The sequence below is a fragment of the Pseudomonas sp. JY-Q genome (assembly GCF_001655295.1).
Taxonomy (GTDB): domain Bacteria; phylum Pseudomonadota; class Gammaproteobacteria; order Pseudomonadales; family Pseudomonadaceae; genus Aquipseudomonas; species Aquipseudomonas alloputida.
Window position 1 is genome coordinate 5,002,646 of sequence record NZ_CP011525.1, and the last position, 18,730, is coordinate 5,021,375.

Annotated in this window: 18 protein-coding genes; 14 read left to right on the plus strand and 4 right to left on the minus strand. The window is 62.1% G+C overall.

Features of this window, described 5'->3' with window-relative positions; translation table 11 throughout:
- Positions 1–48 precede the first annotated feature (48 nt).
- Both AA098_RS22445 and gltS read left to right on the plus strand, forming a co-directional pair.
- Positions 49–1,557 carry a sigma-54-dependent transcriptional regulator gene (locus AA098_RS22445; protein ID WP_019438105.1) on the plus strand — a complete coding sequence of 503 codons (1,509 nt, stop codon included), beginning with the start codon at positions 49–51 and terminating at the stop codon, positions 1,555–1,557.
- A gap of 127 nt (positions 1,558–1,684) precedes the next feature.
- The gene (gene gltS / locus AA098_RS22450) at positions 1,685–2,890 is read left to right on the plus strand and encodes a sodium/glutamate symporter (protein WP_003255079.1); all 1,206 of its coding nucleotides are present in this window, start codon (positions 1,685–1,687) and stop codon (positions 2,888–2,890) included.
- A gap of 61 nt (positions 2,891–2,951) precedes the next feature.
- Here gltS and AA098_RS22455 read toward each other — a convergent pair whose 3' ends face one another.
- Together AA098_RS22455 and AA098_RS22460 are read right to left on the minus strand one after the other, a co-directional pair.
- A complete protein-coding gene (locus AA098_RS22455) occupies positions 2,952–3,593 on the minus strand; it encodes a DUF1109 domain-containing protein (RefSeq protein WP_003255080.1) in 642 nt (213 codons plus the stop codon).
- Complete coding sequence (locus tag AA098_RS22460) at positions 3,583–4,167, minus strand: sigma-70 family RNA polymerase sigma factor (protein ID WP_003255081.1); 585 nt, start codon at positions 4,165–4,167, stop codon at positions 3,583–3,585. The genes AA098_RS22455 and AA098_RS22460 overlap by 11 nt, the downstream gene beginning before the upstream one ends.
- A gap of 224 nt (positions 4,168–4,391) precedes the next feature.
- Here AA098_RS22460 and AA098_RS22465 point away from each other — a divergent pair, with 224 nt between their 5' ends.
- The 10 genes from AA098_RS22465 to AA098_RS22510 all read left to right on the plus strand — a co-directional run bounded on the left by AA098_RS22465 (position 4,392) and on the right by AA098_RS22510 (position 14,134).
- Positions 4,392–4,679 carry a DUF2282 domain-containing protein gene (locus AA098_RS22465; RefSeq protein WP_003255083.1) on the plus strand — a complete coding sequence of 96 codons (288 nt, stop codon included), beginning with the start codon at positions 4,392–4,394 and terminating at the stop codon, positions 4,677–4,679.
- A 16-nt stretch (positions 4,680–4,695) separates the two neighbouring features.
- Positions 4,696–5,529, plus strand: a complete 834-nt coding sequence (locus AA098_RS22470; RefSeq protein WP_004575649.1) for a DUF692 domain-containing protein — start codon at positions 4,696–4,698, stop codon at positions 5,527–5,529.
- Complete coding sequence (locus AA098_RS22475) at positions 5,526–6,299, plus strand: DNA-binding domain-containing protein (protein WP_064615017.1); 774 nt, start codon at positions 5,526–5,528, stop codon at positions 6,297–6,299. Before AA098_RS22470 ends, AA098_RS22475 begins: the two co-directional genes overlap by 4 nt.
- The gene (locus AA098_RS22480) at positions 6,292–6,759 is read left to right on the plus strand and encodes a DoxX family protein (RefSeq protein WP_004575651.1); all 468 of its coding nucleotides are present in this window, start codon (positions 6,292–6,294) and stop codon (positions 6,757–6,759) included. The genes AA098_RS22475 and AA098_RS22480 overlap by 8 nt, the downstream gene beginning before the upstream one ends.
- A 302-nt stretch (positions 6,760–7,061) precedes the next feature.
- On the plus strand, positions 7,062–7,445 hold the full coding sequence (gene gcvH, locus AA098_RS22485) for a glycine cleavage system protein GcvH (RefSeq protein ID WP_003255087.1): 384 nt from the start codon (positions 7,062–7,064) through the stop codon (positions 7,443–7,445).
- Between the two features lie 11 nt (positions 7,446–7,456).
- Positions 7,457–10,312, plus strand: a complete 2,856-nt coding sequence (gene gcvP / locus AA098_RS22490) for an aminomethyl-transferring glycine dehydrogenase (protein ID WP_060546319.1) — start codon at positions 7,457–7,459, stop codon at positions 10,310–10,312.
- 150 nt (positions 10,313–10,462) lie between these two features.
- Positions 10,463–11,839, plus strand: coding sequence for an L-serine ammonia-lyase (locus AA098_RS22495; RefSeq protein ID WP_004575653.1), 1,377 nt, complete (start codon positions 10,463–10,465; stop codon positions 11,837–11,839).
- 27 nt (positions 11,840–11,866) lie between these two features.
- Positions 11,867–12,988 (plus strand): glycine cleavage system aminomethyltransferase GcvT, encoded by a 1,122-nt coding sequence (gene gcvT / locus AA098_RS22500; protein WP_060546320.1) that lies wholly within the window; start codon positions 11,867–11,869, stop codon positions 12,986–12,988.
- A gap of 357 nt (positions 12,989–13,345) precedes the next feature.
- Entirely contained in the window at positions 13,346–13,555 is a 210-nt protein-coding gene (locus AA098_RS22505) for a cold-shock protein (RefSeq protein WP_003255093.1), read from the plus strand.
- Between the two features lie 90 nt (positions 13,556–13,645).
- A complete protein-coding gene (locus AA098_RS22510; protein ID WP_003255094.1) occupies positions 13,646–14,134 on the plus strand; it encodes an RDD family protein in 489 nt (162 codons plus the stop codon).
- Between the two features lie 148 nt (positions 14,135–14,282).
- On the opposite strand, the gene lptG is transcribed toward AA098_RS22510, so the two are convergent.
- Positions 14,283–15,344, minus strand: a complete 1,062-nt coding sequence (gene lptG, locus AA098_RS22515) for an LPS export ABC transporter permease LptG (RefSeq protein WP_003255095.1) — start codon at positions 15,342–15,344, stop codon at positions 14,283–14,285.
- Complete coding sequence (gene lptF, locus AA098_RS22520; protein ID WP_004575655.1) at positions 15,337–16,452, minus strand: LPS export ABC transporter permease LptF; 1,116 nt, start codon at positions 16,450–16,452, stop codon at positions 15,337–15,339. Before lptF ends, lptG begins: the two co-directional genes overlap by 8 nt.
- A 301-nt stretch (positions 16,453–16,753) precedes the next feature.
- Between lptF and AA098_RS22530 the strand changes: the two genes are divergently transcribed.
- Positions 16,754–18,247, plus strand: coding sequence for a leucyl aminopeptidase (locus AA098_RS22530; RefSeq protein ID WP_004575656.1), 1,494 nt, complete (start codon positions 16,754–16,756; stop codon positions 18,245–18,247).
- A 50-nt stretch (positions 18,248–18,297) separates the two neighbouring features.
- Positions 18,298–18,726 carry a DNA polymerase III subunit chi gene (locus tag AA098_RS22535; protein WP_004575657.1) on the plus strand — a complete coding sequence of 143 codons (429 nt, stop codon included), beginning with the start codon at positions 18,298–18,300 and terminating at the stop codon, positions 18,724–18,726.
- Positions 18,727–18,730: the final 4 nt, after the last annotated feature.

Consider the following 18,730-nt stretch of genomic DNA (forward strand, 5'->3'; position numbering starts at 1 on the left):
CCGTCTCAGGGCATACTGGCGGCCTCCGTTGCCAACTGTTCGAACCCCATGCGCATCCACGTCAGCTTCATCGACCGCGTCGGCATCACCCAGGAAGTCCTCGCCCTGCTCGGTGCCCGCAACCTCAACCTGGACGCCGTGGAGATGGTCCCGCCGAACGTCTACATCGACGCCCCCACCCTCAGCCCCGCCGTACTTGAAGAACTGCACGACGCGCTGTTCGAAGTACACGGCGTGCAATCGGTGGACGTGGTCGACATCCTCCCCGGCCAGCGCCGCCACCTGCAGCTCGATGCCCTGCTGGCCGCCATGAGCGACCCGGTGCTGGCGGTGGACAGCGCAGGCCTGGTGCTGTTGGCCAACCCGGCGCTGATCGAACTGTGCGGCCGCGAATCTGCCGGGCGCTCGGTGGGTGAGCTGTTTGGCGATCCCGCGCTGCTGCAAGCGCTGCTGGACAACAACTTCCACCTGCCCATGCGCGAAATGCAGCTGAACGGCCATAGCCTGCTGCTGGACGCCATGCCGATTACCAACGCCGGTGGCCTGCTGACGCTGTCCCCCCCCTCGCGCATGGGCGAACGCCTGTCGGCCTTGCACCACGACCACGCCGAAGGCTTCGATGCCTTGCTTGGCGAGTCGCCGGCCATCCGCACCCTCAAGGCCCGCGCCTTACGCGTGGCTGCGCTCGATGCGCCGCTGCTGGTGCATGGCGAGACCGGCACCGGCAAAGAACTGGTCGCCCGCGCCTGCCATGCCGTCAGCAGCCGCCATGCGGCCCCGTTCCTGGCGCTGAACTGCGCCGCGCTGCCCGAGAGCCTGGCCGAAAGCGAGCTGTTCGGCTACGCGCCCGGGGCCTTTACCGGCGCGCAACGAGGTGGCAAGCCTGGGCTGATGGAACTGGCCAACCAGGGCACCGTGTTTCTCGATGAAATTGGTGAAATGTCGCCCTACCTGCAGGCCAAGCTGCTGCGTTTTCTCAGCGATGGCAGCTTCCGCCGGGTGGGTGGCGACCGTGAGGTGAAGGTGGATGTGCGCATCATCAGCGCCACCCACCGCGATCTGGAGCGCATGGTCGCCGAAGGCAGCTTTCGCGAAGACCTGTTCTACCGCCTGAACGTGCTTAACCTGGAGGTACCGCCGCTTCGCGACCGTGGCCAGGACATCCTGATGCTGGCGCACTTCTTCATGCAGCAGGCGTGCACACAGATCCAGCGCCCAGCCTGTCGGCTGACCCCCTCCACCCATTCGGCACTGCTGGCCAACCCTTGGCCGGGCAATGTGCGCCAATTGCAGAACGTGATCTTCCGCGCTGCGGCTATCTGCGAGGGCAACCTGGTGGATATCGGCGACCTGGACATCGCCGGCACCTCGGTGGCACGCGGGCAAGATGGCGAAGTGGCCAGCCTGGAACAGGCTGTAGGTGATTTCGAGCGCGAACTGTTACAGCGCTTGTATGCCAGCTACCCGTCAACACGGCAACTGGCCGGGCGCTTGCAAACTTCGCACACGGCTATCGCGCAGAGGCTGCGTAAATATGGAATACCCGGGAAACCATGACGGCTGTGGTCAAAACCCATAATTGAATCGGACTTTTCCTAGCCGCTCAGCCACATGTGACTGGAGTGCTCCCCGTAGAATGGCGACATTGCAATTTTGCTTGTCACCCTGAACGAAGAGTACCCTGATGTTCGAACTCGATTTTTACGGGACACTGGTAGCCGCCTCGTTGGTACTGCTACTGGGACGCGGCCTGGTTGCACGCATTGGTTTCCTGCGCGCATACAATATCCCGGAGCCTGTTGCAGGCGGCCTGGTCGTTGCCCTGTTACTCCTGGCATTGCGCAGTTTCGATGTACACGTCCAATTCGATACCTCGTTGCAAACACCGTTGATGCTGGCATTCTTCGCTACCATCGGCTTGAGTGCAGACTTCGCAAGCCTGAAGAAGGGGGGACGCGTGGTCGCCGTATTCCTTTTGGTGGTGACGGGTTTGCTAATGGTTCAGAACGCCATGGGCATCGGCCTGGCAACCGCACTGGGGCTCGACCCGCTGATGGGCCTGCTGGCCGGTTCGATCAGCTTGTCGGGTGGCCACGGTACAGGCGCTGCCTGGGGCGCGACCTTCACTGAGCGGTTCGGCCTGGCTTCGGCTTCGGAACTGGCAATGGCCTCTGCCACTTTCGGCCTGGTGTTGGGCGGTTTGATCGGTGGGCCAGTCGCCCGGTTGCTGATCAAACGGGTCGAAACACCTGGCGTGCAAGAAGAAGCACCGCAATTACCCAAGGGCTTTGAACAACCCGACAAAGAGCGCCTGATCACATCGTTTTCATTTATAGAAACCTTGGCACTTATTGCGGTCAGCTTACTGACGGGCACATTACTTAATGGCTTGTTGAAAGGCACAGCATTCGAACTACCGACCTTCGTTTGCGTACTCTTCGTCGGTGTAGTGTTGCGCAATGGGCTTCGGGCTTTAGGCGTTTACAAAGTATTCGAACGGGAAGTGTCGGTACTGGGCAATGTGAGTTTGTCCCTGTTCCTGGCCATTGCCTTGATGTCGCTCAAGTTGTGGGACCTGGCAGCCCTGGCGTTACCCTTCTTTACCTTGTTGGCCGCGCAGACACTGGTCATGGCGCTGTTCGCAATCTTCGTGACGTTCAAGGTAATGGGGCGCAACTACGATGCAGCAGTCCTGGCTGCTGGCCACTGTGGCTTCGGCCTGGGTGCAACACCGACAGCCATCGCCAACATGCAGGCGGTGACACAACGCTTTGGTGCCTCGCACCTTGCCTTCCTGGTGGTGCCGATGGTGGGGGCGTTCTTCATCGACATCATCAATGTCATCGTGATCAAGCTGTACCTGGCATTGCCCTGGTTTGTTGCGGGTTAAGCGATCTCACGCTCCCCTTGAATGACATCGTTCTGAGTGGCGTGGGGCCTGCCGGTACAGCCTACCAACGCAGCATGCGGGGGCCCCACCAGGCACCGAATACCGTCGGCACGAGCATGCCTAGGACATACCACACACCCCAGAACGGTACGCCCATTTCCGGACAATGCAGGCAGTAGGCAACCGTTGCGGTCGAGCCCGCCAGCAGGCCACCGGCAGCGCCCGCTTGCCGTAACCGGGTGGGCGCCAGACCTTTCAGCGCCCAGAACACGGTGACAAAGGCCGGCACCGACAGCAACGTGATATTCAGTGCGCAGGTACGCCATGTGCGCCCGAACAACAGGTCGGCGCGCGCCTCCACAGGCGCCCCGGCGATACTCACCGCCGCCCCGCACCAGACCAGCAGCAGTGGCAAGCCAAGCATCTTCCAGCCTGCAGCGCCCTTCCCTCCTGGCCTGGCCAAGCGGCTCGTCAACCACAGCCCGATCAACGCCAAGCTGGTTGGAAAGGCGACTTTGCCCCAGAACAACGGGGTTTGTGCGACCTCTGTGATATCACTGCGTACACCGTAAAGGGTAATTGTCAGCAGCAGTGCGGCGGTCAGCCCGCCCAGCACAGCCACTGCCATCCGATTGCAAACGGCGTGGCGCGGTACTGGCCCTTCGCCTGCAGCCAGCAAGGCGATCAAATCGTCAGTCTTCATGGTTGTTGGCTCCTCCAATCAGCCTGGATAGCGCTTTCAGACCTCGATGTATCCCCACCTTTACCGCTGAACTGGAAAGCCCGGTAAGTTGTGCCGTCTCCTCGACGGACAACCCCTCCAGCTTGACATGAACAATCGGCAGTCGTTGCCGCTCTGGCAGTTGCTTGAGCAGCTTGGTCAGGTCTCGGCTGGCCTCGGCTGATTCAACCTCCGAGACGGCAAACAGTTGCGCATCATCGTCCAGCACATCATGCCGGGCGTCGCGACGTGAAACACTTCGCAGATGATCCGCCAGCTTGTAACGGGCGATCGCCTGCACCCAGGCGGTCAACGGCTGCTGCGGCTGGTACGTGTGGCGCGCGTTATGCACCGCCAGCAGCACATCCTGCACCATGTCCTCTATCTCGGCCGGGCGCCTGCTCAGACGGCTGCGCAGAAACGCACGTACATGCAGCGCAAGCGTGCCAAGAAAATCCTGATAGGCCAGCTGGTCGCCTGTCAGCCCCCGAAGCAACAGTGCTTTCAACCGGGCCTCGCGAGCCTCGAGCTCATCCTGTGAGTTAGTTCGCTGCATGGGTCGCCTGGGTTACACCCTGAATACAATTGACTTGATTCATCCGCTCCCGGCGTGTGGCACGCAGGTGCTGCAAATATGCCATGCCCTTGGCTTCAACATCAGGTCGTGAAGACACGCCCTGAAAAAATTTCTTCCAAGGCTGTAACCCGTTTTACGCAAGGCACGAACTACTCCATGAGCCGCCGGTAAAGACCACGGCCACATTCTCAGGAGATTGACCCATGAAAACCCTCGCCCTCACCACTGCAGCACTCGCTCTCGCCTCGCTTGCAGGCGTTGCCATGGCGGCCGACAGCACGCAACCCGCAGGCAGTGGCGCTGCCATGGAGAAATGCTACGGCGTCGCCATGGCAGGAAAGAACGATTGCAAGGCCGGCGCCGGTACCAGCTGCGCCGGCAGTGCGAAGAAGGACTACGACGGCATGCACTGGAAAAACGTCCCCGCCGGCACCTGCACATCGATCAAGACACCTGCCGGCATGGGCTCGCTGACACCTCAAAAGTCTTGATCAGGGGAAACCGACCATGAACGCAGACGCACGAATGGGCGCCGGAATCAGCCTGAAGGCCGAGCACTACGACCAGGCGCTGGCGTGCAATCTCGAAGGGCTCTGGTTTGAGGTTCACCCGGAGAACTACATGGTCGGTGGCCCTCGCCTTGCCTGGCTGAACCGAATCGCAGCACTTCACCCGGTCTCATTGCATGGTGTAGCACTTTCGCTTGCGGCTGACGCGCCCCCCGATCAGGACCATTTGCAGCGTCTGCGCGCACTGTGCGATCAGATCGAACCGGTACTTGTGTCAGAGCACCTGGCCTGGTCCACCTGGCAGGGGCACTACCATCCAGACCTGCTGCCATTTCCCCGCAGCAAAGAAGCCCTGCAGCGCATCGCTGAAAACATCCAGCGATGCCAGGAGGTATTGGGCCGGCGTATATCCATCGAAAACCCCAGTCATTACTTGCAGCTGCAGGGCCATGACTGGGACGAGATCGACTTTCTTGACGAACTGACACGTCGCACCGGTTGTGGCCTGCTGCTGGACATCAACAACGTCTATGTGAGTGCTCACAATCTGGGGTTTTCGGCAACTGCCTACCTGGACCGCTTTCCAGCGCAAGCCATCACAGAAGTTCATCTGGCCGGGCACAGCGATGATGACCAAGGCAGCCTGTTGATCGACTCTCATGATGCACAGGTGGCCGAGCCTGTGTGGGCGCTGTACCGCCAACTGGTTTCCCGTGTCGGCCCGCGCCCGACACTCATTGAACGTGACGACAAGCTTCCCCCGTTCACCGAGCTGCTTGCTGAACGGTCCATCGCACAGTCGATCATGTCTTGCCCAGGTGTATTGCCATGAACCTTTCCCTTGGTCAGTTCCAGCAAGCGTTCATCGAGGCGCTCTATTCCCGTCCTGCTCCCGAGCTTTCAGGAGTGACCGAACAGGCGGCGTTCGCGGTTTATCGCAACACGGTGCTGGCCGGCTGCGTGGATGCGCTGCGCGCAAACTTTCCGAGCGTGTGCACACTCGTCGGGCGCGCCTGGATGGATGAGACCGCGGCAGTTTACGCGCGGCAATTCCCCCCCAGCGATCCCCGGCTGATCTGCTATGGCGCAACCTTCCCGGATTTCCTCGAAGACATTCAGTCACAGCACGCTGTGCCGTATCTGGCGGATGTCGCCCGCCTGGACCTGCATTGGACAGAAGCCTTCAGCGCGCCGTACGAAACGTGCCTGAACCTTGTCGAACTGGCAGGCATGACCCCCAGTGATCTTGATCACGGTTGCTTGCCCCCCCGTGCCAGTGCTCGCTGGTACTGGTGCGAAGCGCATCCTGTGTACACCCTGTGGCGCTGCGCCCGCGAGCAGGTTGCGTGGCCCCATGACCAGCCATGGGTGGGCGAAGGGGTGCTGTTTGTCGGCACCGCTGATGGCGTATCCCATCAGCCGCTGGGGAAAGGTGGCCATGCGTTTCTCAAGGCCTGTGCGGCCGGACAGTCGCTGATGCAGGCCTCGGAACTGGCGCAACACGCTGAAACCGACCTGGATTTCACCGAGATGCTCGGGCGCCTGATGACAGCCCAGGCTTTTCGCCCACTCGCCTTCACAGGAGAACACCCTCATGGCTAGTGCCGACTTCACGCCCCCGGCCAGCAGCCTGCGGCGCGCCTGGAACCACATTGCACAGAGCCTCGAGCACCGTTTGAGCGATGACCTGTTGTGCCTGGTCGCCCGGTTCGGGATCGCCTCGGTATTCTTTCTTTCCGGACGCACCAAAGTGGAGGGTTTCCTCACCCTTACACCCAGCACCTATGAGCTGTTCCGCACCGAGTACGCGCTGCCGCTACTCTCACCCTGGCTTGCAGCGCACCTGGCCGCCTACGCTGAGCACTTGTTCCCGCTATTGCTGGTGCTCGGGCTGATGACCCGGCTATCAGCGCTGGCACTGCTGGGCATGACGTTGGTGATCGAAGTGTTCGTCTACCCCGATGCGTGGCCCACCCACCTGACCTGGGCGGGGCTCTTGCTGCTCCTGGTCGCACGTGGCGCCGGCGCGTTTTCGCTGGATCATATGCTGAAAGTGAGATGACCGGAGGCCATTGGCACCTGGCCTGTCGGACACCATATGTATCGTTTTCAATACGTCGTAACGAAAACGATACACACCCTCCTCGACGCGGGTGCACAAGGGTTTGATGCTCAAACCCTTTTCCTCCCATGAGCACCTGTAACGATATCATTCCATACAAAAAATACGGCTTCTCCGCTTATTTACGTAACATATTGATAAATAAGAAGTTTTATAGGTTGGCCGCATTATTGCTAAGGGAATCCTACCCTAAGAGCGCGGCGCCACCGCGCCCCCAACGCCCTGCTTCCCGAGGATTCCCCATGAGCGAGTTGCGTTTCACTGAAGATCACGAATGGCTGCGCGTCGAAGCCGATGGCAGCGTCACCGTGGGCATCACCGCCTACGCCCAGAATGCCCTGGGCGACGTGGTTTTCGTGCAACTGCCAGAGTTGCAGCAGTATGAGAAAGGCAGCGAAGCGTCCACCGTCGAATCGGTCAAGGCCGCCAGCGGCGTGTACATGCCACTGACGGGTGAAGTGGTCGAGGTCAACGGCCAGCTTGAAGACAGCCCGGAACTGGTCAACGAAGACCCGATGGGCGAAGGCTGGTTCTTCCGCTTCATCCCTGCCGATGCAGAAGCCGTCACCGCTCTGCTCGACCAGGACGCCTACGACCGCCTGCTCAAAGCCAACGACGACGCCTGAGGAATCCCACCATGACCATCAACCTCGGCACCGCCAACGAATTCATCGCCCGTCACATAGGCCCGCGCGCCGCTGACGAACAGGCCATGCTCACTGCACTGGGCTTCGACTCGCTGGACGCCATGACCGCTGCGGTCATCCCCGACAGCATCAAAGGCACCAGCGTGCTTGGCTCGCACGACGGCCAGAGCGAGGCCGACGCACTCGCCGCACTCAAGGCCATCGCCAGCAAGAACCAGCTGTTCAAAAGCTACATCGGCCAGGGCTACTACAACACCCACACCCCGGCACCGATCCTGCGCAACCTGCTGGAAAACCCGGCCTGGTACACCGCCTACACCCCGTATCAGCCAGAAATTTCCCAAGGCCGCCTGGAAGCGCTGCTGAACTTCCAGACCCTGATCAGCGACCTCACCGGCCTGCCGATCGCCAACGCCTCCTTGCTCGACGAAGCCACGGCTGCGGCCGAGGCCATGACCTTCTGCAAGCGCCTGTCGAAGAACAAATCCAGCCATGCCTTCTTCGCCTCCGTGCACTGTCACCCGCAAACCCTCGACGTGCTGCGCACCCGTGCCGAGCCGCTGGGTATCGAGGTTGTGGTTGGCGACGAACGCGAGCTGGGCGATGTCAGCGCCTTCTTCGGGGCCCTGCTGCAATACCCGGCCAGCAACGGTGAAGTGTTCGACTACCGCGAGGTCGTGCAGCGCTTCCACGCGGCCAACGCCCTGGTCGCCGTAGCGGCAGACCTGCTGGCCCTGACCCTGCTGACCCCACCGGGCGAATTCGACGCCGATGTAGCCATCGGCAGCGCCCAGCGCTTCGGCGTGCCACTGGGCTTCGGTGGCCCGCACGCGGCTTACTTCGCCACCCGCGACGCGTTCAAGCGCGACATGCCTGGCCGCTTGGTCGGCGTGTCGATCGACCGCTTCGGCAAAACCGCCCTGCGTCTGGCCATGCAGACCCGCGAGCAGCACATCCGCCGCGAAAAGGCCACCAGCAACATCTGCACCGCCCAGGTGCTGCTGGCCAACATCGCCAGCATGTTCGCCGTGTACCACGGTCCTGCCGGCCTCAAGCGCATTGCCGAGCGCACCCATGCCCTGACCGCGATCCTCGCCGCCGGCCTGAAGGCGCTGGGCGTACAAGTGGTGGGCGCCAGCGCCTTCGATACCCTGACCCTGGCCACCGGCACTGCCACCGCCAGCCTGCATGACAAGGCACGCGCCCAGGGCATCAACCTGCGCCAGATCGATGCCGCCCATGTGGGCCTGTCTCTGGACGAAACCAGCACTCAGGCTGACGTCGAATCGCTGTGGCAGCTGTTGGGGGGCGAGCAGGCACAGCCTGACTTCACCGCACTGGCCGCCAGCACCGGTTCCCTGCTGCCTGCCGCCCTGCTGCGCCAGTCGGCCATCCTCGAACACCCGGTATTCAACCGCTACCACAGCGAAACCGAGCTGATGCGCTACCTGCGCCGCCTGGCCGACAAGGACCTGGCGCTGGACCGCAGCATGATTCCGCTGGGCTCGTGCACCATGAAGCTGAACGCCGCCAGCGAGATGATCCCGGTCACCTGGGCCGAGTTCGGCAACCTGCACCCATTCGCCCCGGCCGAGCAGAGCCAGGGCTACCTGCAGATGACCACCGAACTGGAGGCCATGCTGTGCGCGGCCACTGGCTATGATGCCGTGTCGCTGCAGCCCAACGCCGGCTCGCAGGGCGAATACGCCGGGCTGTTGGCGATCCGCGCCTACCACCGCAGCCGGGGTGAAGGCCACCGCGATATCTGCCTGATCCCGTCGTCGGCCCATGGCACCAACCCGGCCACCGCACACATGGCTGGCATGCGTGTCGTGGTTACCGCCTGTGACGCCCGTGGCAACGTCGATGTCGAGGACCTGCGCGCCAAAGCCATCGAGCACCGCGAGCGCCTGGCCGCAATCATGATCACCTACCCGTCGACCCACGGCGTGTTCGAGGAAGCGATCGGCGAAATCTGCGCGATCATCCACGACAACGGTGGCCAGGTGTACATCGACGGCGCCAACATGAACGCCATGGTCGGACTGTGCGCACCCGGCAAGTTCGGCGGCGACGTTTCCCACCTGAACCTGCACAAGACCTTCTGCATCCCGCACGGTGGTGGTGGCCCGGGCGTAGGCCCGATTGGCGTCAAGTCGCACCTGGCGCCGTTCCTGCCAGGCCATGCACAGCTGGAAAACACCCAAGGCGCGGTATGCGCTGCGCCGTTCGGTAGCGCCAGCATCCTGCCCATCACATGGATGTATATCCGCATGATGGGCGGTGCCGGCCTCAAACGTGCCTCGCAGATGGCAATCCTCAACGCCAACTACATCGCCCGCCGCCTGGAAGAGCACTATCCTGTTCTGTATACCGGCGGTAACGGCCTGGTGGCTCACGAGTGCATTCTCGACCTGCGCCCACTGAAGGACACCAGCGGCATCAGTGTCGACGACGTGGCCAAGCGGTTGATCGACTTTGGCTTCCACGCCCCGACCATGTCCTTCCCGGTGGCTGGCACGCTGATGATCGAACCGACCGAAAGCGAGTCCAAAGAAGAACTGGACCGCTTCTGCAACGCGATGATCCAGATCCGCGAAGAAATCCGCGCGGTGGAGGACGGTAGCCTGGACAAGGACGACAACCCGCTGAAAAACGCACCGCACACTGCGGCTGAGCTGGTTGGCGAATGGACCCATGGCTACAGCCGCGAGCAGGCGGTATACCCCCTGGCGAGCCTGGTGGAAGGCAAGTACTGGCCGCCGGTCGGCCGGGTCGACAACGTGTTCGGCGACCGCAACCTGGTGTGCGCCTGCCCGTCGATCGAGAGCTATCAGGACGCCTGATAGCCCCTCCCCGCCACCTGGCTTGAGTGGCGGGCTCTGTGTAGGCGCGGGTCTACCCGCGAATGCGAGGGTGGCAATACCACCGCATTCGCGGATAAACCCGCGCCTACAGGGCTCAACGTCCGCCCAACAAACTGGCAGGAGGTCAACATGTCACTGAGCGTCTTCGACCTGTTCAAGATCGGCATCGGCCCCTCCAGCTCCCACACGGTCGGCCCGATGCGCGCCGCTGCGCGGTTTGCCGAAGGGCTGCGCCGTGACGGCCTGCTGGCCCGCACTGCCAGCGTCAAAGCCGAGCTGTATGGCTCACTGGGCGCCACAGGCAAAGGCCACGGCAGTGACAAAGCCGTGCTGCTGGGCCTTGAAGGCGAACACCCGGACATTATCGACACCGACAGCATTCCCGCCCGCCTGCAGGTCATCCGCGACAGCGGACGCATCAACCTGCTGGGCGAACACAGCATTGCGTTTATCGAAAAGCAGCACCTGGCGATGATCCGCAAGCCGTTGGACTACCACCCCAACGGCATGATATTTCGCGCCTTCGACGACGCAGGCCTGCAAATCCGAAGCCGCGAGTATTACTCGGTAGGCGGTGGTTTCGTGGTCGACGAGGACGCTGCCGGCCATGACCGCATCGTCGAAGACACCACGGTGCTGGCCTATCCGTTCAAGACCGCCAAGGCGCTCCTCGGCCACTGCACCGCGCATGACCTGTCGGTGAGCCAGGTCATGCTGGCCAACGAGACCGCCTGGCGCCCTGAAGCAGAAACCCGAGCCGGGCTGCTGCGCATCTGGCAGGTGATGCAAGATTGCGTCGCGGCAGGTTGCCAGCATGAGGGCATATTACCGGGAGGGCTCAAGGTCAAACGCCGCGCGCCGGCCCTGTACCGCCAACTGAGCGGCCACCCGGAAGCCAGCCTGCGTGATGCCCTGTCAGTGCTCGACTGGGTCAACCTCTACGCCTTGGCGGTGAACGAGGAAAACGCCTACGGCGGTCGTGTGGTCACCGCCCCTACCAATGGTGCAGCGGGCATCGTCCCGGCAGTCCTTCACTACTACATGCGCTTCGTCCCCGGTGCCAGCGAGGACGGGGTGGTGCGCTTTCTGCTCACCGCCGCAGCCATCGGCATCCTGTACAAGGAAAACGCCTCCATCTCCGGGGCCGAAGTGGGCTGCCAGGGCGAGGTCGGCGTTGCCTGTTCGATGGCCGCCGGTGCGCTGTGCGAAGTGATGGGCGGTAGCGTGCAGCAGGTGGAGAACGCAGCCGAAATAGGCATGGAACACAACCTGGGCCTGACCTGCGACCCGATCGGCGGCCTCGTACAGGTGCCCTGTATCGAGCGCAATGCCATGGGCTCGGTGAAGGCCATCAACGCGGTACGCATGGCCCTGCGCGGCGACGGGCAGCACTACGTGTCGCTGGACAAGGTCATCCGCACCATGCGCCAGACCGGCGCCGACATGAAAAGCAAATACAAAGAGACCGCCCGTGGCGGCCTGGCCGTCAACATCATCGAATGTTGACCCAACAATGACAGCAAGGAGTCATCGATGTCCGAAACACTGCTCAAGACCCCACTGCATGCCTTGCACCTGGAACTGGGTGCACGCATGGTGCCGTTCGCCGGCTACGACATGCCGGTGCAGTACCCGCTGGGCGTGCTCAAGGAACACCTGCACACCCGCGAACAGGCCGGCCTGTTCGACGTCTCGCACATGGGCCAGATCGTTCTGCGTGGCGCTGACGCCGCCAAGGCGCTGGAAAGCCTGGTACCGGTGGACATCATCGACCTGCCGGTGGGCATGCAGCGTTATGCCATGTTCACCAATGAGCAAGGCGGCATTCTCGACGACCTGATGGTGGCCAACCTGGGCGAGGACACCCTGTTCCTGGTAGTCAACGCCGCCTGCAAGGAGCAGGACCTGGCTCACCTGCAATCCCACATTGGCAACCGTTGCGAGGTGCAGCCGCTGTTCGAGGAGCGTGCCCTGCTCGCCCTGCAAGGCCCGGCTGCAGTCAAGGTGCTGGAACGCCTGGCTCCAGAAGTGGCCGGCATGACCTTCATGCAGTTCCGCCGAGTAACACTGCTGGGTGTGGACTGCTTCGTCAGCCGCTCGGGCTACACCGGCGAAGACGGCTACGAGATCTCGGTACCGGTCAACGCTGCCGACGCCCTGGCTCGCCGCCTGCTGGCCGAGCCGGAAGTACAGCCGATCGGCTTGGGCGCACGCGACTCGCTGCGCCTGGAAGCTGGCCTGTGCCTGTATGGCCACGACATGAACAGCGAGACTACGCCGATCGAAGCCAGCCTGCTGTGGGCAATTTCCAAGGTGCGCCGTGCCGAGGGTGCACGCGCTGCCGGCTTCCCGGGTGCCGAGACGATCTTCGCCCACGTGCGCGATGGTGTTGCGCGCAAACGTGTCGGCCTGTTGCCGCAGGAGCGTACGCCTGTTCGTGAAGGTGCGGACATTGTCGACGCAAACGATAAAGCGGTAGGCAAAGTGTGCAGCGGGGGCTTTGGCCCGACACTCGCCGCACCTGTCGCAATGGGTTATATCGATAGTGAACATGCTGCACTCGACACCGCACTGTTTGCCGTGGTGCGTGGAAAGAAGGTGGCCTTGAAAGTCAGCAAAATGCCTTTCGTGACACCACGTTACTACCGTGGCTGAAACAGCTTTGTGAAGGTTTTGGGCAGCGTCGACATATTCGTTTTCGAACCTGCCCAATAACTTTTGAACATGGCGCCAGGCCAGGCGCCATGCCGTTTCCGACAAATCGGTCGGTTATCGGCAAGCGGCCAGTTTTCCATACGACCAAGGGCTTGTTTTTCGCTCGGGAGTTGGCGTAGAGTCACTGCACTGTGTTTGCATGGGTCGCAACAGTTCGTGACCTGGGCCAGTAGCCGAGATTTGCTACAACCCGTTCGACGTCTCTTACTTCCTGCAACCCAGCCCAGTAATCTTTCGCTTACAAAAAAGTGCGAAAGAAACTGTCATCAAAATTTAAGCTTCATAGGAAATAAGACAATGGCTGAGCGTCAGAACGGTACCGTCAAGTGGTTCAATGACGAAAAAGGTTACGGCTTCATCACCCCAGAAAGCGGTCCGGATCTGTTCGTGCACTTCCGCGCTATCGAAGGTAGCGGCTTCAAAAGCCTGAAAGAAGGCCAGAAGGTTACCTTTGAAGCAGTTCAGGGCCAGAAAGGCATGCAGGCTGACAAGGTTCAACCTGTCTGATCCAGCGCCAGACTTTGAAAAGCCCCTGCCAAGTGCAGGGGTTTTTTTTTGCCCGTAGAATAGCAGGCTCGTCTTCTGGAGCTGTCCTGCATGTCCAAGCCTCTGCTCACACCCCAGGGTGATTTTCCGCCGGTCGGCCTGGGCCGGCGCCTGGCAGCGATGTTCTATGACTTTCTACTGTGCACCGCGCTGCTGATCGTGACCGCCGGCGCCTACAAGATGATTCAGATGTCGATCATCGGCGAAGCACGTATGCGCGAGCTGACCGAGGCCGGTGCACTGGATGGCGACCCATTGCTGTCTACGGTACTGCTGTTTGCCCTGTTCGGCTTCTTTGCCAAGTTCTGGACCCACGGTGGGCAGACGCTGGGTATGCAGGTATGGGGCGTTCGGGTGCAGAATGCCGATGGCTCGGCCATCAGCCTGTGGCAGGCGCTCTTGCGGTTCGTCGTGTCGATTGCCTCGTGGCTGTGCCTGGGGCTGGGTTTTTTCTGGGTGCTGATCGACAAGCGCAAGCGTGGTTGGCATGACATCTATTCGGAAAGCCAGTTGGTGCGGGTACCTAAACAGAAGAAATGAGCCAGAGGATTGGCGTTGCCGGTTCGGGCCCTTTCCTGACGCCCGCGCGATACTTGTAGGCGCGGGTTTACCCGCGAACGGGCCGGGCCAGATAAACAGCCATGAAAAAGCCGACCCTGAGGTCGGCTTTCTTGTGCAGCTCTGGCTATTACCCTGCCCGGCGCAACAACCACACACCGGCCAAGGCACAGATGCCCGCCGGTATCACCACCGCCAGCAGCGGTGGGAAGCCGAATACCTGGCTCGAAGGCCCGAGCAGGTCCTGGCCAATGCGAAACACGAAGCCCACCAGCACACCCGTGAACACGCGCTGACCAAGGGTAACCGAACGCAGCGGGCCAAAGATGAACGAAATCGCCATCAGCACCAGGGCCGCCGTTACCATCGGCTGCAGCACCTTGGTCCAGAATGCCAGCCAATATCGGGAGTTGTTCAGGCCCTGGTCAGACAGGTAGTGGATGTAGTCCCACAAGCCGGTAATCGAAAGCGACTCCGGCGCGAGGATCACGGTATTGAGCAGTTCTGGGGTGAGCGAAACATCCCAGCGCTCCTCCGGCGCGTTGACCACCTCGGTGTGGTCGCCACGGAAATAGGTGGTACGCACATCAGCGAGCAGCCAGTGGTCGTTCTGGTACTGCGCACGGCGGGCAAAGCTCGAGGTGACAATCTTGCGCTCGCTGTCGAAGCGGTAGCGGGTCACGCCCAGCAGCAGGCCATTGGGCTGTACGGCGTTGATGTGCACATACTCCTCGCCCTGGCGGTGCCACATGCCACGTTTGGAACTTTGTGCTTCACCACCACCTTGGGCCAGGGAACGGTCGGCCTGAGCCTTGTTCTCGGTCACCGGTGCCACATATTCGCCAATCAGCAGCCCCACCAGCATCAGCACCAGCATGGGTTTCATCACCGCCCAGACGATACGACCGATGGACACGCCGGCCGCACGCATGATGGTCAGCTCGCTGCTGCTGGCCAGACTGCCCAGGCCGATCAGGCAACCGATCAGGGCGGCCATTGGCAGCATTTCATACAGCCGCCGAGGTGCGGTAAGCAGGACAAAGTTGCCTGCCTCCAGCACCGTGTAGGTGTCACTCAGGTCGCCCATCTCATCGATGAAGGCGAAAAGCGAAGCCAGGCCGAGGATGATCCCCAGCACGGCCAGGATGGCCAGCAGCACGCTCTGGCCGATGTAGCGATCGAGCTTAGCCATGGGCCACCTCCGCACGGCGGGCGGCGCGTTTGAGGCGCAGCGGCTCCCAGTACATCAGGCCAAGGCCGATCAGCAGGAACAGACCGTGTACCCACCACATGCCCAGGGCGATCGGCAGTTTGCCCTTCTCGAGGGCGCCGCGTACGGAAATCAGCATTGTCAGGTAGGCCATGTACAGAAGAATTGCCGGCAGCAGCTTGAGGAAACGGCCCTGGCGCGGGTTGACCCGCGACAGCGGCACCGCCAGCAGGGTGACGACGAACACCAGGATCGGCAGCGACAACCGCCATTGCAGCTCGGCGCGCTCACGCAGGCCCTCCTTGCCGATCAGTTCGGAGGTGGGAAGCGCTTCGCGCTCGGTCACTTCCTCGGCGACTTCCGGCTTGGGCAGCAGCACGCCGTAGGTGTCATATTTGATGGCGCGGTAGTCGGCCTGGCCCGGGTTGCCGTCGTAGCGGTAACCGTTTTCCAGCACCAGATAGCGGTTGCCGTCGGCCTGGATTTCCTGGTGGCCTTTCTCGGCGACCAGCACCGAGGGGGCGCGGTCCTTGGTCTTGTCCTGGTTGAAGCGCTTCTCGGAGATGAACACCCCGCCCAGGTTGATGCGGTCATCCGACAGTTGCTCGGTATAGGTTACCCGCGAGCCATCACGCAATGTCTGGAAGCGGCCCGGCACCAAGGTGTCGAACTCGGTCAGGGCATCCTGCTGGCTGATGATCTGCTGCACCTGGGCCACGCCCAGCGGGGCCAGGCTCAGGCTCAGCCAGGCCACCAGCAGGGCAACCAGGGCAGCCGGCGCCATGGTCATGCCCAGCAGGCGCTGCTGGCTCATGCCAGTGGCCGACAGCACGGTCATCTCACTCTCCAGGTACAGGCGCCCGTAAGCCAGGAGGATGCCGAGGAACAGCCCCAGAGGCAGGATCAGTTGCAGGAAGCCTGGCAAGCGGAAGCCCATGATCAGGAACAACACGCCAGGGTCGAGCACGCCCTGGGCAGCCTGGGCCAGGTACTTGATGAAGCGCCCGCTCATGATGATCACCAACAGCACAGCGCTGACGGCGCTCAAGGTGACCAGGACCTCGCGGGACAGATAACGAAAGACGATCAAACCAGACACTCCTGGGTTGTCAGGGCGGACTGCCATGCAATGGCGCCAAACAATGACTTAGTACATCCAAGACCAATGCCGGTTCGCCAAAGGCGAACCTCCATGTAAAGTGCGCGCATTATCCTGTGATTGACCGCCCCTGTCACTTGGCCGCGTACGAAGGTGCACAACGGGGTTGTCAGCACGCTTGCCACAGGCTCAAACTGGCAGCTTTTCCGCTGGTGCGCGACGACGCGGCCAGGCCCGTCCAGAGCGCTGGAACACACAGCGCCATTCGTATCGATCATTCGGGGATCCTGACATGGAACTGGTTGTAAAAAGCGTAGCTGCTGCATCCGTAAAAACCGCCACACTGGTCCTTCCGGTAGGTGAAAACCGCAAGCTCGGCGCTGTTGCCAAGGCTGTCGACCAGGCCAGCGAAGGCGCCATCAGCGCCGTGCTCAAGCGCGGCGACCTGGCCGGCAAGCCGGGCCAGACCCTGCTGCTACAGAACCTCCCGGGCCTGAAGGCCGAGCGCGTGCTGCTGGTGGGTAGCGGCAAGGAAGAAGCCTTGGGCGACCGCGCCTGGCGCAAACTGGTGGCCAGTGTCGCTGGCGTGCTCAAGGGCCTGAACGGCGCTGACGCAGTACTGGCCCTGGACGATATCGCGGTCAGCAACCGCGACGCCCATTACGGCAAATACCGCCTGCTGGCCGAAACCCTGCTGGACGGCGAATATGTGTTCGACCGTTTCAAAAGCCAGAAAGCCGAGCCGCGTGCGCTGAAAAAGGTCACCCTGCTGGCCGACAAAGCCGGCCAGGCCGAAGTCGAGCGTGCGGTCAAGCATGCCAGCGCCATCGCCAGCGGCATGGCCTTCACCCGTGACCTCGGCAACCTGCCACCCAACCTTTGCCACCCAAGCTTCCTGGCCGAACAGGCCAAGGAACTGGGCAAGGCGCACAAGGCCCTCAAGGTTGAAGTGCTGGACGAGAAAAAGATCAAGGACCTGGGCATGGGCGCGTTCTACGCCGTGGGCCAGGGCAGCGACCAGCCGCCACGCCTGATCGTGCTCAATTACCAGGGCGGCAAAAAGGCCGACAAGCCATTCGTGCTGGTGGGTAAAGGCATTACCTTCGACACCGGCGGCATCAGCCTCAAGCCAGGCGCCGGCATGGATGAAATGAAGTACGACATGTGCGGCGCCGCCAGCGTGTTCGGCACCCTGCGTGCAGTGCTCGAGCTGCAACTGCCGATCAACCTGGTGTGCCTGCTGGCCTGCGCCGAGAACATGCCAAGCGGCGGCGCCACCCGCCCAGGTGACATCGTCACCACCATGAGCGGTCAGACCGTGGAAATCCTCAACACCGACGCTGAAGGCCGCCTGGTGCTGTGCGACACCCTGACCTACGCCGAGCGCTTCAAGCCGCAGGCGGTGATCGACATCGCCACCCTGACCGGCGCCTGCATCGTCGCCCTGGGCAGCCACACCTCCGGCCTGATGGGCAATAACGACGACCTGGTCGGGCAGTTGCTCGATGCCGGCAAGCGCGCCGACGACCGTGCCTGGCAGCTGCCGCTGTTCGATGAATACCAGGAGCAGCTGGACAGCCCGTTCGCCGACATGGGCAACATCGGTGGGCCGAAGGCCGGTACGATCACCGCGGGTTGCTTCCTGTCGCGCTTCGCCAAAGCCTACAACTGGGCGCACATGGACATCGCCGGCACCGCCTGGGTCAGTGGCGGCAAGGACAAGGGCGCCACTGGCCGCCCGGTACCTCTGTTGACCCAGTACCTGCTGGACCGCGCTGGCGCCTGAAGCCGTGAAGCCGGTGGTGCCTTGCGCGCCACCGGCCGGCGATTCCCACCATGAGCAAAGTCGACTTCTACATTCTGCCCACCGACTCGCTGTCGGCGCGGCTCGATTTCGCCTGCAAGCTGTGCGAGAAGGCCTGGCGCCTTGGCCACCAGGTCTATTTGCACTGCCAGGATGCAGAACAGCGCAGTGAACTGGACCAACGCTTGTGGCGCTTCAAGGGCGAGGCCTTCGTGCCCCACGACCTCGCCGAGGTGCATGCCGATGCTGACGTGGTTCTGGGCCTGGCTGACAACGCCGGCGAGCACCACGGCCTGCTGATCAACCTCGGCGCCAGCGTGCCGGGCTTTGTCGGGCAGTTCGAGCGGGTGGCCGAAATCGTTGTTGAAGAGCCGGCTATCCGCCAATCAGCCCGTGAGCGATTCCGTTTCTACCGTGAACAGGGCTATGCTCTGCAAGACCACCGCTTACAGCGACTTTGACGAC